The sequence below is a fragment of the Blastococcus sp. SYSU DS0619 genome, assembly GCF_054051035.1.
On the sequence record NZ_JBJHAM010000005.1, the window covers coordinates 262,812 to 277,576 of the forward strand.

Annotated in this window: 17 protein-coding genes, 1 tRNA gene and 1 riboswitch; of the genes, 10 read left to right on the plus strand and 8 right to left on the minus strand. The window is 75.2% G+C overall.

Annotation, left to right across the window (positions count from 1 at the left end):
• Positions 1-18: 18 nt before the first annotated feature.
• The gene (locus ACI79T_RS09795; RefSeq protein WP_456609864.1) at positions 19-1,431 is read left to right on the plus strand and encodes an acyl-CoA carboxylase subunit beta; all 1,413 of its coding nucleotides are present in this window, start codon (positions 19-21) and stop codon (positions 1,429-1,431) included.
• A 210-nt stretch (positions 1,432-1,641) separates the two neighbouring features.
• Here ACI79T_RS09795 and ACI79T_RS09800 read toward each other — a convergent pair whose 3' ends face one another.
• Positions 1,642-2,142, minus strand: coding sequence for a DUF3145 domain-containing protein (locus ACI79T_RS09800; RefSeq protein ID WP_456609865.1), 501 nt, complete (start codon positions 2,140-2,142; stop codon positions 1,642-1,644).
• 494 nt (positions 2,143-2,636) lie between these two features.
• On the opposite strand from ACI79T_RS09800, the gene ACI79T_RS09805 reads away from it, so the two are divergent.
• The gene (locus tag ACI79T_RS09805; RefSeq protein WP_456609866.1) at positions 2,637-3,530 is read left to right on the plus strand and encodes a maleylpyruvate isomerase N-terminal domain-containing protein; all 894 of its coding nucleotides are present in this window, start codon (positions 2,637-2,639) and stop codon (positions 3,528-3,530) included.
• Here ACI79T_RS09805 and ACI79T_RS09810 read toward each other — a convergent pair.
• Positions 3,527-4,201: a TVP38/TMEM64 family protein gene (locus tag ACI79T_RS09810; protein WP_456609867.1), complete on the minus strand. Its 675-nt coding sequence runs from the start codon at positions 4,199-4,201 to the stop codon at positions 3,527-3,529. The two genes, ACI79T_RS09805 and ACI79T_RS09810, sit on opposite strands and share 4 nt — an antisense overlap.
• Positions 4,202-4,247: 46 nt before the next feature.
• Positions 4,248-5,480, minus strand: coding sequence for a murein hydrolase activator EnvC family protein (locus ACI79T_RS09815; RefSeq protein ID WP_456609868.1), 1,233 nt, complete (start codon positions 5,478-5,480; stop codon positions 4,248-4,250).
• Between the two features lie 24 nt (positions 5,481-5,504).
• Positions 5,505-5,636: riboswitch (cyclic di-AMP (ydaO/yuaA leader) on the minus strand.
• Between the two features lie 160 nt (positions 5,637-5,796).
• Here ACI79T_RS09815 and ACI79T_RS09820 point away from each other — a divergent pair.
• The 4 genes from ACI79T_RS09820 (at position 5,797) to ACI79T_RS09835 (ending at position 7,185) form a co-directional block, all read left to right on the plus strand.
• Positions 5,797-5,873: transfer RNA gene (locus ACI79T_RS09820), tRNA-Ile, on the plus strand.
• A gap of 227 nt (positions 5,874-6,100) precedes the next feature.
• On the plus strand, positions 6,101-6,235 hold the full coding sequence (locus ACI79T_RS09825) for a hypothetical protein (RefSeq protein WP_456609869.1): 135 nt from the start codon (positions 6,101-6,103) through the stop codon (positions 6,233-6,235).
• A gap of 27 nt (positions 6,236-6,262) precedes the next feature.
• Positions 6,263-6,760, plus strand: coding sequence for a VanZ family protein (locus ACI79T_RS09830; protein ID WP_456609870.1), 498 nt, complete (start codon positions 6,263-6,265; stop codon positions 6,758-6,760).
• A gap of 47 nt (positions 6,761-6,807) precedes the next feature.
• Complete coding sequence (locus ACI79T_RS09835; RefSeq protein ID WP_456609871.1) at positions 6,808-7,185, plus strand: hypothetical protein; 378 nt, start codon at positions 6,808-6,810, stop codon at positions 7,183-7,185.
• Between the two features lie 52 nt (positions 7,186-7,237).
• Here ACI79T_RS09835 and ACI79T_RS09840 read toward each other — a convergent pair whose 3' ends face one another.
• Positions 7,238-7,900 (minus strand): SGNH/GDSL hydrolase family protein, encoded by a 663-nt coding sequence (locus ACI79T_RS09840; protein ID WP_456609872.1) that lies wholly within the window; start codon positions 7,898-7,900, stop codon positions 7,238-7,240.
• A 107-nt stretch (positions 7,901-8,007) separates the two neighbouring features.
• Between ACI79T_RS09840 and ACI79T_RS09845 the strand changes: the two genes are divergently transcribed.
• Positions 8,008-8,469, plus strand: coding sequence for a hypothetical protein (locus ACI79T_RS09845; RefSeq protein ID WP_456609873.1), 462 nt, complete (start codon positions 8,008-8,010; stop codon positions 8,467-8,469).
• Complete coding sequence (locus ACI79T_RS09850) at positions 8,459-8,824, plus strand: transcriptional regulator (RefSeq protein WP_456609874.1); 366 nt, start codon at positions 8,459-8,461, stop codon at positions 8,822-8,824. Before ACI79T_RS09845 ends, ACI79T_RS09850 begins: the two co-directional genes overlap by 11 nt.
• Positions 8,825-8,900: 76 nt before the next feature.
• On the opposite strand, the gene ACI79T_RS09855 is transcribed toward ACI79T_RS09850, so the two are convergent.
• From ACI79T_RS09855 to ACI79T_RS09865, 3 genes are read right to left on the minus strand one after another with little or no spacing between them, the layout of a single operon-like run.
• Complete coding sequence (locus ACI79T_RS09855; protein ID WP_456609875.1) at positions 8,901-10,301, minus strand: PGAP1-like alpha/beta domain-containing protein; 1,401 nt, start codon at positions 10,299-10,301, stop codon at positions 8,901-8,903.
• On the minus strand, positions 10,298-11,092 hold the full coding sequence (locus tag ACI79T_RS09860; protein ID WP_456609876.1) for a hypothetical protein: 795 nt from the start codon (positions 11,090-11,092) through the stop codon (positions 10,298-10,300). The genes ACI79T_RS09855 and ACI79T_RS09860 overlap by 4 nt, the downstream gene beginning before the upstream one ends.
• A gap of 29 nt (positions 11,093-11,121) precedes the next feature.
• Complete coding sequence (locus ACI79T_RS09865) at positions 11,122-11,538, minus strand: hypothetical protein (protein ID WP_456609877.1); 417 nt, start codon at positions 11,536-11,538, stop codon at positions 11,122-11,124.
• A 173-nt stretch (positions 11,539-11,711) separates the two neighbouring features.
• On the opposite strand from ACI79T_RS09865, the gene ACI79T_RS09870 reads away from it, so the two are divergent.
• Positions 11,712-12,128, plus strand: coding sequence for a PaaI family thioesterase (locus tag ACI79T_RS09870; protein ID WP_456609878.1), 417 nt, complete (start codon positions 11,712-11,714; stop codon positions 12,126-12,128).
• A gap of 6 nt (positions 12,129-12,134) precedes the next feature.
• Here the strand turns inward: ACI79T_RS09870 and ACI79T_RS09875 are convergent, their stop codons facing one another.
• Complete coding sequence (locus tag ACI79T_RS09875; protein ID WP_456609879.1) at positions 12,135-13,424, minus strand: hydroxyacid-oxoacid transhydrogenase; 1,290 nt, start codon at positions 13,422-13,424, stop codon at positions 12,135-12,137.
• 154 nt (positions 13,425-13,578) lie between these two features.
• Here ACI79T_RS09875 and ACI79T_RS09880 point away from each other — a divergent pair, with 154 nt between their 5' ends.
• Positions 13,579-14,547, plus strand: a complete 969-nt coding sequence (locus ACI79T_RS09880; RefSeq protein ID WP_456609880.1) for a cyclase family protein — start codon at positions 13,579-13,581, stop codon at positions 14,545-14,547.
• Positions 14,548-14,765 lie beyond the last annotated feature (218 nt).

The window sequence follows — 14,765 nt, forward strand, 5'->3', positions numbered from 1 at the left end:
CCCCTTCTTGGAGACGCCGTGACCACCGCCCAGGCCAGCCCGACGCTGCCCGCCCCCGATCCGCGTGACCCGGAGGACCGGCTGCGCCGGTTCTTCGACGACGGGTCGATGCAGCCGCTCGGCGCCCGGGACACCTCCGGGGTGATGGCCGCCCGCGGCCGGGTGTCGGGGAGCCCGGCCATCGCCTTCTGCACCGACGCCACGGTGATGGGCGGCGCCATGGGGGTCGACGGCTGCCGGCACATCGTCGACGCGATCGACGCGGCACTGCGCGAGCGGGTGCCGGTCGTCGGCATCTGGCACTCCGGTGGCGCCCGGCTGGCCGAGGGCGTGACCGCGCTGCACGCCGTCGGCGAGGTGTTCGCCGCCATGGTGCGGGCGTCGGGTCGCATCCCGCAGATCTCCGTGGTGCTCGGCCCGGCCGCCGGCGGAGCGGCCTACGGCCCGGCCCTCACCGACCTGGTCATCATGGGACCGGCCGGCCGGGTGTTCGTCACCGGACCCGAGGTGGTGCGCTCGGTCACCGGCGAGAACGTCGACATGGAGAGCCTCGGCGGCCCGGACACCCACGGCCGGCGCAGCGGCGTCGTGCACGTCGTCACCGACTCCGAGCCGGCTGCGCTGGAGACCGCCCGGCTCGCCGTCGACCTGCTCGCCGCCCAGGGCAGCTTCGCCTCCGCCTCCGGGGAGGTCGCCTCCGACCTCGGCGCGCTGCTGCCCGAGCAGACCAACCGGGCCTACGACGTGAAGCCGCTGGTCTCCTCGGTGCTCGACGAGCCCGGCCTGGAGCTGCACCCGCGGTTCGCACCCAACGTGGTCACCACCCTCGGCCGGCTGGCCGGGCGGACGGTGGGCGTGATCGCCAACAACCCGCTGCGGCTCGGTGGCTGCCTGGACTCGGCGTCCGCCGAGAAGGCGGCCCGGTTCGTCCGGATGTGCGATGCGTTCGGCGTCCCGCTGGTGGTGCTGGTCGACGTCCCCGGCTACCTGCCCGGTGTCGGCCAGGAGTGGGACGGCGTCGTGCGCCGGGGGGCCAAGCTGCTGCACGCGTTCGCCGAGGCGGTCGTGCCGCGGGTGACCCTGGTGACCCGCAAGTCCTACGGCGGGGCCTACATCGCGATGAACTCCCGGTCGCTGGGCGCCACCGCCGTCTTCGCCTGGCCGGGCGCCGAGGTCGCCGTGATGGGCGCGAAGGCGGCCGTCGGCATCCTGCACCGCAAGAAGCTGGCCGCCGCCCCTCCCGGTGAGCGGGAGGCGCTGCACGCCCAGCTGGCCGAGGAGCACGAGCGGATCGCCGGCGGGGTCAACCGTGCGCTGCAGATCGGCGTCGTCGACGAGGTCGTGGAGCCGGCGCAGACGCGCAAGCGGCTGATCGAGGCGCTCGCCGGCGCACCGCTCGGTCGCGGGGCGCACGGCAACATCCCGCTCTGAGGGCGTCGGCGCGGCTCTCCGGCCTCCGTGGAGCCCGCCGCAGCCGGGTCGCGCCCCGGGAAGTGGTAGGTCGTCCGGGCGCCGCTTCCCCGACGGCGCCCGGACGACCGGTTCCAGGCTACGACGCCTCCCAGCCCCGGCCGGGAGTGTCGTGCTCGGATCGTGACCTCCCTCTCGGGGACGCCGATCCGACGAACGGTGGAACTCCGGCTACACGACCTGGTGGAGCCAGGTCACCGGGCTGCCGTCGCCGGCGTGGCGGTAGACCTCGAGGTCGGCGTCCCACGCGGCACCCAGCAGCTGGTCGACCCCGTGCCGGAAGGCCTCGATCGACGTCGTGGTCGCGGCCAGGTGGCGCAGCTGCTGCTCGGTGACGATGAGGTCGCCGTTGGCGCTCGTCGGCGCCCGGAAGACCCCGTGCCCGGGCACGTAGGACATCCGCTCGCCGTCGTTGCCGTGGCTCGCCTCCTCGGTGACCTCGAAGCGCAGCATCGGCCAGGCGCGCAGGGCAGCGACCAGCTTGGCGCCGGTACCGGGCGAACCCGTCCACGCCACTTCAGCACGGTAGGAACCGTGCGCTGCGGGCTGCTCAGCCCACGACAGGGAGACCGGCCCGCCGACGACGCGCTCAAGCGCCCACTCGACGTGCTGGCAGAGCGCCTTCGGGCACGCGTGCACGAAGACGACACCCTGGGTTGACCGTCGCTGCACGGGGCACCTCCATCGACTCGATCGGTCTCGTCTTCCCCTACGGACCCATCGATTCGGTGACGCGCCGTTATCGGCAGTGGCGGAGCCAGGCTCCGCGACAAGTTTGCACGATGGTGACCCGATTGCGCCAGCCCGGGTGCGACTGATGAGACGAAAGTGATCGGTGATCCGCGATCCGGCGTCTTGTCGCTGGTCAGCCAGCTATTACCACGCCTACAGGGTTGCGTCCAGCGGCTCCAGGCTATTCACAGGCTCCACGGCCGGGTGGACGGCGCGCCGCGCGGGGCGGACGGCGGCCTGAGCGTGGGCATCGGGGCATTGGTCACGCAGAGTGACTCGCGACGAGAGCCGTGAGCGCGACGTTCTCTCCACGACGTCACTCAGCGTACTGGATGGACCACGAGGTGTGCGGCGGCCTCGGGCTCGGGCTCCGGACCGCCCGCCGTCCCGCGGGCTGCATGCCTGCCCGGCCGGCGGCCGGGTACGGGCGGGACATGGGTGGACACCAGGGCATGGCCGAGGCGGGACGGAACGAGGTCGCCGGGCTGGTGCTCGGCGCGTGGGACGCGTTCCTGGCGCAGGCCGAGACGGTCGACCTGGACCGGTCCTCACGGCTGCCCGGGTGGCGGGCGCACGAGATCTGCGTGCACCTGGGCTGCTGGGACGACCACGCCGCGCTGGACGACCTCATCGCCTCGGCGCGGACGGGCGGGCACGGGACGCCACCGGACCCCGATGCGGTGAACGCCCGGGTCACGGCCGCCCATCGCGGCGCCTCCCGCGCGGAGGTGCTGGACGCTCTGCGCCGCAACCGTGCGGCGACCGCGCGCTACCTGGCCGACGAGCCGGAGGAGCTGGACACCGCACCGGCGGTCTCCGTCGTGGGGCGGGTGCCGCTGCTGAGCGTCGTGCTCGGGCAGGCCTACGAGCTCGCCGTCCACGGGTTGGACCTCGTCTCCTGCGGCGCCGAGCCGCCGTCGGCGGCCGTGCTGCAGTCCGGCCTGGCCGCCCTCACCGACGTGACCGGAGCGCTGGCCGCCTCGACCGGGATCTCCGGGCGCGTCGCCCTCGTCACCCCGGACGGCGGGTGGGGTTTCACCGCTGACGGGGACGGCTGGCAGGTGCACCGGGTGCCGGCGGGGGTCGTCGACGGGCCGGCCGTCGAGGCCGCGGCCGACCTCCTGCTCGACGCCGCCTCCGGCCGGGTCAACCCGGCGCCCGCCGTGGCCCGGCGCCAGCTGAAGGTGCACGACGTCGGCGGGCTGCTCCGGCTGGCGCCGATCGTGCAGCAGGTCCCGGGGATCCCCGGCGGGCCGATCCTGCAGCTGGCCGCGCGCACCGTGGGCGGCGCCGGCGGCATGCTGGGCCGGCTCTTCGGCCGCGGCTAGATCGCCTGCCCGGCGCGGGTCCGCCGCCGGTACCACCATGCGGTCCCGGCGACCAGCAGCACCAGCCCGAGGACGACGAGCGGAACGGCGGCCAGGGCGCCGAACCGGGCGACGGCGACGCCGGTGGACGCGCCGATGCCCACCTGCACGACCGTGCTCGGGACGATGCCGACGGCGGTGGCCGCGAGGAAGGACCCGAACCGGACGCCGCTCAGGCCGGCGCCGTAGCTGGTGACCACGAACGGCATGACGGGGATCAGCCGGCCCACCAGCACGGAGACGAAGCCGCGCTCGGTCACCAGCCGGTCGGCGCGCCGGAGCCGGGGCCCGGCGAGCCGCTCCGCGGCCGGACGCCCCAGCGCCCGGCTGAGCCCGAACGCCGCCATGGCGGAGAGGAGCCCGCCGACGAGCGCGACGGCCAGACCGGGGCCGAACCCCAGGACGACGCCGGCGATGACCGACAGGACCGATCGTGGGACCGGCGCCAGCAGCACCACGACGAGACCCGCGACCAGGAGCCCCCAGGTCGCCGGACCGCCTCCGTCGACCCACTCGCGCACCTGCGCCACCGACGGCAGGTCGACGGCGAGGGCGCCGAACACCCCGGCGAGCAGCAGCGCGACGAGGAGCCCGGCGCGCAGCCAGGTGCCCTCCCCCGCCGCCGGTCGCACGCCGCCATCCTGGACGACGGCGCGCGACCTATGCGGCGGCGCCGGATCAGCCGCAGCTGCCGCCGAGGGAGATCCCGCGCTGGGCGAGCCACGGCACCGGGTTGGTGCGGTCGGCGTACAGGCCGCCCTTGTGCACCTCGAAGTGCAGGTGCGGCCCGGTGGACTGGCCGCGGTTGCCGACCTCGGCGATCTGCTGACCGCCTTCGACGACCTGGCCCGGCGACACGAAGAACTGGTTGACGTGCCCGTAGACGGTGATCGCGCCGTCGTGGTGCTGGATGGCGACCGCGAGCCCGAACCCGCTGGCCGGCCCCGCCTGCAGCACGACGCCGGGCTCCGGCGTGAAGATCGGGGTGCCGATCGGCGCCGCGATGTCCACACCGAGGTGCATGGTCCCCCAGCGGGCGCCGTAGCAGGAGGTGACCCGGCCCTGGGTCAGCGCAGTGGCGCCGCCCGTCGCGGCGACCGCCCCGACGGCCTGCTCGGCGGCCTGCTCGGCGGCCTGCAGCTGGTTCCAGGTGTTCGCCGGCTCGGGGGTGCCCTGCATGCTCAGCATGCGGATCTCCGCCTCGCGCAACTGCTCGTCGAGGGCTGCCTTCTCCGCGCTGAGCGCGTCGAACTCCGCCTGCGCCTCGGCGAGGAGCGCGTCGGTGGCCACCTGGGCCTCCTGGGCGGTGCGGGCGGCTGCGTCGCGCTCGGCGACGGCGGTCTTCGCCTCCTGGTCCAGCCGCGCCTCGCGCGCCTCGACGACCCGCAGCTCCTCGAGCACCTCGGCCCGGTCCTTGCCGAGGATCTCGAGGGTGGCGGCCTGCTGCAGCAGCTCCCCCGGGCCCTCGGCGTGCAGCACCATCTCCACCTCGCTGAACGTCTCGTCGCCACCACCCATGTAGGCCTCCCGGCCGAGGGTCGCGACGTCGTCCTGGGTGCGCCCGAGGGCTTCGCGGACGGCGGCCAGCTCGACGGCGATGGCGTCGGCGTGCTGCTGGGCGGTCGCCAGCTCCGCCTCGGCCTGGAGCACGGCGCCGCTGGCCTCCTCGGCGCGGAGCGTCATCTGCTCCAGCCGGTCCTCGGCGTCGGTGATCCGCTGCTCGAGGGAGGCGACCTCCTGGGCCACGCGGTCGTGTTCGCTCTTCGCGTCGCCGGGTGCGGCCGTCGCGGCCGTCGTCCCCAGCAGGGACAGGGCCAGCAGAGCGGTCAGGGCGGTGGCCGCCCGCCCGATCCGGCGAAGGCCCCCGCGGGTGGGCACGGTGGGGTGGTGCTGGTGGTGCGAGGTCGCCAAGGCGACTGTCTCCGTTCCTCGGTCCGCCTACCAGGTCAGCTGACGGGTTCGGGCCGGAACTTGCCCTACCCCCCTGCCCGTGGAGGCGCAGGCGGGATTCACCCCAGAGAACATGGGTCCCCGGTCCATCCGGCCAGCTGGCCGCACGGTTCGGCGGGGCCCGCCCGAGCTCCCGGGTTCGGGAGCGGCATCGGGTGGGCCGCGGGAGACGGTACAAGCGAATCGGCCAGATGTCACAGGGCGGTAACGAGACGCCCCTCCAGACACGGGCGCGTCCGCGCGGCGTGTCGCCGTCATCTGGCAGGCTGTCAGCACCGGGGCGGTAGCTCAGCCGGTCAGAGCATGGGACTCATAATCCCTGGGTCGTGGGTTCGAGCCCCACCCGCCCCACCACGGTGACCAGCGGGTTCAGCTCCACGGCCGGGTTCTCCCGGACCGCCGGCACTCCCACTGCACGTCCCGCGGTTGCCGACGCCCTCCGTCTCGAGGGGCTCGTGTGGTCGGTTCAACAGTGCTTACCGCTCCAGGCGCGATCCACACCCGGCGCATCGACATCACCCGCGATTACAGAGTGTGGCGAGTCGCTTGCGCTACGGCGTCAGACGGGGCAGCCTGACGACATGGCCGAACGGTTCTTCCGCTGGTGGCGGATGCGCTGCGCCCGCCGATGGGCCGCCCAGCACCAGTTCTCCGCGCGCCCTGCGGACGTCGCCCGACCCGTGGAGGACGGGAGCCGGCCGAGCGTCGCGGCCTGAACCGCCGGCGCCCTACGGTGGGCCCCGATGATCACCGACGTCCTGCTGGAGCACTCGGCGCTCGTGCCGGTGACGCTGGCCACCATCGCTCTGGGCTGCGTCGTCGTCGGCTACGCGGCGGTGCGCAGCCGGCGGTCCGGACGCCGGATCCTGTGGACGCTGACGGCCCTCTCCGCGCTCCCGGTCCTCGCACTGACCTTGACCCCGTCCGCGAAGGGGCAGCTCGACCAGGTGGTCTGCACGGTGCAGTTCGCCCTGCCCTCGCTGACCCGCGTCGAGCTCCTGGCCAACGTGGCGCTGTCCCTCCCCGTGGTGTTCTTCGCCGCACTGGCCTCGCGGCGTCCGCTGCCGGTGCTGGCGGTGGGCTCGGTCACGTCGGCCGGCATCGAGGCCCTCCAGGCACTGGCGCCGGCCATCGGGCGCGCCTGTGACACGAACGACTGGGCGATGAACACCCTCGGCATGACCATCGGCGTCGCGCTGGCGGTCGGCACGACGCGGCTCGCCGCTGCCCGGGCGCGATAGCCCCCGGGCGATCCGTGCATCGCCCCGGACCGGGGTAGCCGGGAGCCATGACACCCGACGAGCTCGGCCCCGCCACTCCCCCGCCCCCGCCCCGGTTCGGACCGCTGCCCGCGCTCGTCGCGCTGGTGCGACTGCCCTGCGACCTCGTGGTCCTGCTGGACTACGCCGTCCGCCAGCTCCCCCCGCTCCTGCAGGACGTGCGCAGCACCGTGAACGGGGTCGCCCGGCTGGTGCGGCACGGCGAGGACGAGGGCGCCCTGCGCGAACTACTCGACGAGCTGGCCCGCGCGGCCCGGGCGGACAACGCCGGCGCGCTCGCGCACCTGCTGCGCTCGTCGGGCGACCTGTCGGCCGTGCGGGCCGAGCTCGAGCTGCTCCGCCTCCGGGCGGCCCGGGCCGGTAACACCGACGTGCTCGAGGAGTGACGCCGACGGTGCCGGGATGACCACCCGGCGCCGCGCGGCCCTCCGGGGTGCGTCAGTCCGCCGCGGCCGCTACCCGCCGGGCCAGTTCGCGGGCGCCCGCGGGCGACGGGTGGACCCCGTCCCGGGTCAGCGCGCGGTCGCCCAGCACAGCGGCGAAGTCCACCAGCTCGGCGCCCGCCTCGGCGGCCAGCCGGCGCACCGCGTCGTTGAGGTCCGTGGCGTCCGTGTCGTGCCAGGGCTGCACCGTCGCGAGCACCACGGTGCCCGCGGCGTCCCCGGCGAGCCGGACCGCCTCGCGCAGGTTCGCCACCGTCTCCTCCGTCGGCACCCCGAGGCGCAGGTCGTTGGTGCCGGCCTGGACGACCAGGACGTCGGCCTCCGGCGCGTCCGCCGCGAGGCGGTCGAGGATCTCCGCCGACGTCTCCCCCGGGACGGCCGCGTTCCCGGCGTCGGTGAACCGGTCGGAGCAGACGAGGTGGGAGTACCAGGAGCGACGGCCGTGGAAGCCGAACCGGGGCTCGCTGTCCCCGTGACTGATCGAGTCCCCGTAGACCGCCAGGGAGCGGTCCCCGTCGTCGCCCGCCCACGTGACGCACTCCGCGTGGACCGCACCCCGGACGAAGGCCCTCGTCGGGCTGCCCGGGACCAGGACCGACAGGGCGGCGACGAGCACGACGACTCCCGCGGCGACCACGACCGTCCGCCTCCGCGCCATGGCGCCCGACGCTACTGGCCCGCGCCGCGCCGCCGACTCCGGCCGCCGGAACTTGACATGCCGATGCGGCAAGTCTTTTACTTGCCTCCATGGAAAGCGATTCGCCCGTGACCCCGCGTCCCGGCCGTCCCTCCACCGCCGACGCGCGCGCAGCGCTGCAGACGCTCGAGGACGATCGGGCGGTCCTCGCCGACCGGCTCGCCGCCCCGCGCTGGCTGCACCCGGTCTTCGCGCTGCTCGCGGCCGGCTACGTGGCCACGCCCGCCGTCCCGTCGGACGGCGCCCGCGCGAACGCGACCGGCGTGCTCATCGCCGCCGGCGTCCTCCTCGTCCTGGCCTACCGGCGCCTCTGCGGCGTCCGCGTCTCCCGCATCGGCGCCCCCGGCGCCGCCGTCCTCGGCGGAGCGCTCGTCGGGGTCCTCCTGCTGCTCAGCGTCTCCTACGCCCTGGTGTCGTCGGTGAGCGCCTGGTTGGTCCTCGCCCCGGCAGCCGCGGGCTTCGCCCTGGTGCTGGCGCTGGGCAGGCTCTTCGACCGCCTCTTCCGGGAGAACCTGCGCCGTGGCCGTTGAACCGGCTTTCGACGAGACCATCCACGCCCCGGTCCGCCTGCGCGTCTGCGGCCTCCTCCGCCACGTCGACCGGATCGACTTCGCGGTGCTCCGCGACAGCCTGGGCATCAGCGACACGGCCCTCTCCAAGCACCTCAAGGTGCTCGCGGACGCCGGATACGTGGCGGTGACGAAGAGCGCCTCCCCCACCCGGACTGACGCGCGTCGACTCACCCTGGTCGAGCAGACGACGGCGGGCCGGCGGGCGTTCGACGCGCACATGGCGGAGCTCCGGCGCATTGCGGTCGGGCCGGTTCCCGAGCCGGCTGGCCCGGAGAGCCCGGCAGCCCCGGACCCGACCGCCGTCCCGGGATGAGCACGACCGCGGGCGGGCCCCCACCCCGCCCCGGCCACAGCGGCGGCCGCTCGGTCACGGGAGCAGCCGCACCGGGTCACCTGCGGCCGAGTTCGTAGACGTGCGCGACCACCGTCGCCTGCTCACCCGGCCGGACGAGGAACGGTGCGGCGGCGGCCCGGAAGGCGGCCAGCGACGGCTCGTCGGCGGCGTCGACGGCGCGGGCGGCGGGCCGGTACGCCGACCCGATGCCGTGGTTGTCCCCGATGCTGCCGTGCTGGCCCGCGAAGGTGACCGTGGTGACGTTCGGGCTGTCGTCGTTGGCCCGGCTGTCGAGCTGCGGGACGACGTCGTGCACGTTCTCGAGCGCCAGCACCTGCACCGACGGCGGCACCTCGGCGCGCGCGATCGGTGAGCCGGCGGTGACCACGCTGCGCACGTCGAAGTCGAAGTCCGCGGTGCCGGCGTCGGCGGCCGCCTGTGCGGCGACCATGCCGCCCTGGCTGTGGCCCACGAGCATCACCGGGTCCGCGGGCCCGGCCCCCGCCCGCCGGAGCGCCTCCGCGATCGCCCGCTGGCGGGTGGTGGCCTCACCGCCCAGCACCCGGACGTTGGTGCCCAGGTCGTGGGTCTCCGGGTTGACCGGCCCGAAGGGGGCGTTCCAGTCGGCGGTGCCCGGGATGTCCACGACGTAGGCGGTGCTGCCGTCCGCGTGGGTGACCACCCGGACGGCGATCGTGTCCCGTCCCGCGCCGGAGCGCAGCGCACGGGCCTCCAGGGACGCCAGCAGGTCGTCGATCCCCCGCGGCGGCACGACCCCGGGACCGAAGGCCTCGTCGGGCAGCGGCGTGACCACCGGGCTGCCGTCGGGCCACAGCCGGCCGAGTCGGCGGGCCGCGGCCCCGACGTCGCCCCCGCCGAGCCACCCCGCGGTCAGCCCGGCGGTGAGCACGCCGAGGTGGCTGCCGACCCCGGGCAGGGCGCCCATCACGTCGTCGACCAGCCCGGGGTGCTCGGTCAGCCAGCGCTCGGGGTCGGCGCGCAGGACGGCGACGTCGACGGCGGCACCCGCCGGATCGGTCACCACCCGGGCGACTCCCCCGACGACGAGCACCGCGACCGTGGCCGGCCAGAGGAAGCCGGTGGCCCACTCCAGGTCGTCGGCCAGCTCGGCCAGTGCGCGGTCGGCCGCCTCGTAGGCGCCGGCCGCCGCCTGCAGACCCACGGCCCGGGCGGCGAACCTGGCGGCGAGCACGGTCAGCCCGCGCGGCCCGTCCAGCGCCTCGAGGAGGGCGGCCTCGAACCGGGCCACCCCGGCCGGGTCGAGCAGCGCGGAGGCGAGCAGGTCCGGGTCGACCAGGACGGGGTGGCAGCGGGCGCTGGTGAGGGCGAGTTCCTCGGCCAGGCCGGTGCTGCCGCGGGCGAGGGTGGCCAGATCGGCCAGGTCGGCCTCGATGCCGCCGGCGCCCCCGCTGACCGAGATCCCCGGTGCGGTCACGAGCCGGCCCCCAGGAGGGCAGCCACCGTCGGGGCGATCTCCACCCCGAGGTCGGCCGGCCGGACCGGCGCCACCGCCACCATCTGCGGCGCGCCGCCGGGACGGGGACGCAGCGCCACCCAGCCCCCGTCCGTGGCCAGCCACGACACCTGCCCGGCCCCGAGCGCTCCACCGGCCCGCCCCAGCACCAGGCAGCGCAGCGACCCGGAGGTGCGCCGCAGGAGCTCGTCGGCGAGCGCCGCCTCCGCCGCGGTCGGTGACCGCGCCGGCTCCGCCGGGGGCACCGCGTCCAGCAGGTCCAGCGGCAGCACCCCGGCCGGCGGGGCGGCACCGCCGGCTGCCGACCCGGTGACGACGGCCGCCTCCGGCGCCGCCCGGGAGAGCTCCGCCCCGAGACCCGCCGCGGGCGCCAGCGAGAGCTCGACGCCGCCGCCGGGCAGGGTCAGCACGACCACCACTCCCCCGGCTCCGAGGGCGAACCAGCCGCGCCGCGCACCACCCCGGCCGTCGACCTCGAGCCGCACCGTCAGCAGCGGGTGGCGCAGCACGGCCAGGTCGGCCGCGACGGCGGGAACCGGCTCGGCCGCCCCACCGGCCGGGGAACGCAGCACTCCGCGGTCGGTCAGCGCGGCGGCGGCGCGGTCCCGCTCCGCGGGCCCGGCCGGGCGGGGCCGGAACGCCGGCGGCAGCGCATCCAGCCGGCCGTCCACGAGCACGGCCCACTCCGCGGCGGCCAGGGCCAGGCGCCGGGCCGGCGCGGACGGCGCGGGCTGCGCCGGCCCGGTGCGCACGGTGATGCGCTCCTCCCGGCCGTGCCCGGTCACCACAGGCCCAGCCGGCTCAGCCGCGACGACGCCTGCCGCCACGCGTCGGCACCGGCTTCCGGTAGCTCGCCCAGCACGTCGCCCACGTCCTGGAGCAGGTCACCGCCGCGGGCGGCCTGCTCCGCGAGCCAGGCGCGGACCTCGCGCTCGGCGCGGGCGATGGCCGCGAGCCGCTCGCGGACCTCGTCGGCGTGCCGGCGGAGCAACTCCGCGGCGGCGTCCAGCTCCCCGGCCACGGCGTCGACCGCGGCGCAGTCGGCCGCCAGCTGCCGGCGGTAGGCCGAGGCCGCCTCCGACACCCAGCGGGCCCGCGCCCCCTCACGCCGGTGCTCGTCGGCCGCGGCGCGGACCTGCCGGGCCCGCCCGCACAGCTCGTCGGCCAGCGCGTCAAGGGCAGCAGGGTCTCCGTACACGACCCACCACCGCCCTTCCGCTCACCCCGACCGGCGGCGAGCGTAGGGCGGCGCGGGCACCCGCCGGGAGCCGCGCGGAGGGTCCTGTGGACGATCAGACGTCTCCACAGCCTCACCGGCGTCGCCCGGCGCCGGCGGCTAGCCTGCCCCCCCCCACCCGAGGAGTTCCGTCCGTGCCCTCCGACAGCGCTCGCGACCCCCGCATCCAGGCGGTGCTCGACATCCCCCTGCACCGGTTCCTCGAGGTGCAGCTGCGCGACGAGGCCGATCCCTCGGCCGGGATCCGGTTCCCCGTCGGCCCGGCCGCGCAGAACCCGGCCGGGATGCTGCACGGCGGCATCGTCTACGCGCTGCTCGACGTCGCCTCGTTCGTCGCCCTGCTGCCCAGCCTCGGTGAGGGCGAGCACGCGGTGACCCACGACGTCGCCGCGTCGCTGCTGCGCCCGGTGGGCGCCGGAGCCACCGTCGAGGTCGTCGGCACCGTGCTGCGCCGCGGCCGCGCCGTGGCCTTCATGCGGGCGGAAGCCACGGTCGACGGCCAGCTGGTCGCCACCGGTCAGGTCACGAAGACGGTCATCGCCCCGCGCTGAGGCCGCTCACCACAGGGCCATCGACCGCCGGAAGATGCCGGCGAGGTCGTCCTCGGTGACGGCGCGCGGGCAGGTGGCCAGCAGCCGCTGCTGCTTCATCGCGCCGTCGACGAGGTCGGGGATGTCCGACTCGCCGAAGCCGACGGCACCCACCCCGTTGGGGATGTCGATGTCGCGCATCAGGTCGGCGAGCACGGTGGGCAGGAACTCGGCCAGGTCCGAGGGGCGGTCGGCGCCCGGCGCCAGCAGCTCGGCCGCCCGGAGGTGCCGCTCCGGGGAGGCCTCGAAGGTGAACCGGAAGGCCTCCGGCGCGGTGAGGGCCACCGACATCCCGTGCGGGACCATCGCCTCGTCGCCCGGGTAGTCCTTGGGGTGGAAGTCCTTCACCTGCCCGGCGATGGGATAGGCGTTGGCGTGCGGGATGTGCACGCCGGCGTTGCCGAATCCCATGCCGGCGAAGGTGGCCGCGATCGCCATGTCCGAGCGCGCCTGGACGTCGTCCCCGTTGCGGACGGCGGTGCGGAAGGATCCGGCGAGCAGGGTGAGCGCCTTCTCCGACCACATGTCCGAGATCGGGTTGGAACCGCAGTAGGGCACCCGCTCCTCGGGGGACTTGTGCTCGTAGGTGGTGTACCAGCGGGCGGTGTAGCTCTCCAGCGCGTGGCAGAGGATGTCCATGCCCGACGCCGCGGTGACGCCGGAGGGCTGGCTGCGGGTGAGGTCGGGGTCGATGACGGCCAGGGTGGGGCGCAGCCGGGCGTGGCTGATGCCGGTCTTCACCCGGGCCGAGATCACGTCCATCACGCAGATCGTCGTGCTCTCCGACCCGGTGCCCGTCGTCGTCGGGACGGCGACCAGCGGCTTGAGCGGCTCCGACGGGGCCTGCCCCTTGCCGACCGGGACGTTGACGTAGTCCATCAGCTCACCGGGGTTGGTGGTGAGCAGGTTGATCGCCTTGGCGGTGTCGATGCTCGACCCGCCACCGACGGCGACGAACGCGTCCCACGGGCCGGAGGCGCGGGCCTCGTCGATCGCCGCGATCAGGCTGAGGTCGGTCGGTTCGACGTGGACGCCGTCGTAGACGCGTGCCTCGATGCCGAACTTGTCCATCTGCTCGGCGACCCGCTGGGGGTGGCCGGTGGCCGCGACGCCGGGGTCGGTGACGACCAGCACCCGGCGCACGCCGTAGCGGCTGAGGTCGTAGCCGATCTCGTCGGAGGCGCCGCTGCCGAACTTCAGCTGCGGCGCGCCGTAGGTGAACACCGACTCCGGGTTGCCGGGCACGGTGCTGGTCATGGGGTCTCCCTGGACTGTTCGGGGGCGGTCGGGATCGGTGATCGGTTGCAGCGAATGTTGCACGGTGGTTGTGGTCGGCACCACACCGGCGAATAGTCCAGGACATCGCCCCGCCCGTCGACGGACGGGCCCCTCGACCAGCCCGGAGGCCTCTGTGACCGACACCCCCGCGACCGCGCCCTACCTCGGTGAGCTCCTCAAGGACGCGCCCACCAACTGGGGCAAGTGGGGGCCCGACGACGAGGTCGGCGCGCTGAACTACCTCGGCCCGGAGCAGGTGCTCGCCGCGGTCAAGCTGGTCCGCTCGGGCAAGGTCTTCACGCTGCAGCGCCTCATCGGCGACCCGAAGGGCGACCCGGTGTGGCCCGGCCGCACTCCGGCCGTCCGCACCCAGGTGCTCGACGAGAGCGACTGGGACGAGGGCGGCAAGGGAGCCGAGTACCCCGGCGGCCTGCACTACGCCGACGACAAGATCGACGCCTACCTGCAGGGCTCGACGCAGTACGACGCCCTCGGCCACCTCTGGTACGACGGCAAGATCTGGAACGGCTACGACGCCCGCACCACCGTCGGCGGCCTGGAGAAGGCCAGCGTGGAGCCGATCGCCCAGCGCGGCGTCGTGGGCCGGGCGGTCCTGCTCGACATGGCCCGGTTCCGCGGCAAGGCCACCCTCGACAAGGGCGAGACCTTCACCCACGAGGACCTCGTCGCCTGCGCGGAGGCCCAGGGCACCCCGATCCAGAAGCGGGACATCCTGGTCGTCCGCACCAACTTCCTCCAGCTGTTCCACGAGCAGGGCGAAGCGTTCTACGAGGGCTTCAACGAGCCGGGGCTGGTCTACTCCGCCGAGCTCGTGCAGTGGTTCCAGGACATGGAGATCCCCAACCTGGTCACCGACACGATCGCCAACGAGGTCACCTTCGACCCGAACAACGGCGTCGCCCTGGTGCTGCACAACGCCCTGATGCGCAACCTCGGCGTCACCCTGACCGAGATCGCCGACCTCGAGCAGCTGGCGGCCGACTGCGCGGAGGACGGGCAGTACGCCTTCCTCTACGTCGCCGCTCCGCTCAAGGTGGCGAAGGCGGCGGGCACGCCGGTCAACCCCGTCGTCATCAAGTAGCGGGCCGGCATGAGCGCCTACGACGAGCGGCCGTGGCTGGAGCTCTACGGCGACCAGCCGGCCGACTACACGATCGAGTTCGAGACCGCCCTGGACATGTTCCGGGCCGGGGGGGGGGGGGGGGGGGGGGGGGGGGGGGGGGGGGGGGGGGGGGGGGGGGGGGGGGGGGGGGGGGGGGGGGGGGGGCGGGTCGGGCGTGGCGCGGGGCGCGGGCGGGC

Coding starts and splice junctions, on each gene's coding strand:
- ACI79T_RS09875 (WP_456609879.1), bottom strand. CDS start 13,424: ATGACCAGCACCGTGCCCGGCAACCCGGAGTCGGTGTTCACCTACGGC.
- ACI79T_RS09805 (WP_456609866.1), top strand. CDS start 2,637: ATGGGTGGACACCAGGGCATGGCCGAGGCGGGACGGAACGAGGTCGCC.
- ACI79T_RS09825 (WP_456609869.1), top strand. CDS start 6,101: ATGGCCGAACGGTTCTTCCGCTGGTGGCGGATGCGCTGCGCCCGCCGA.
- ACI79T_RS09840 (WP_456609872.1), bottom strand. CDS start 7,900: ATGGCGCGGAGGCGGACGGTCGTGGTCGCCGCGGGAGTCGTCGTGCTC.
- ACI79T_RS09830 (WP_456609870.1), top strand. CDS start 6,263: ATGATCACCGACGTCCTGCTGGAGCACTCGGCGCTCGTGCCGGTGACG.
- ACI79T_RS09835 (WP_456609871.1), top strand. CDS start 6,808: ATGACACCCGACGAGCTCGGCCCCGCCACTCCCCCGCCCCCGCCCCGG.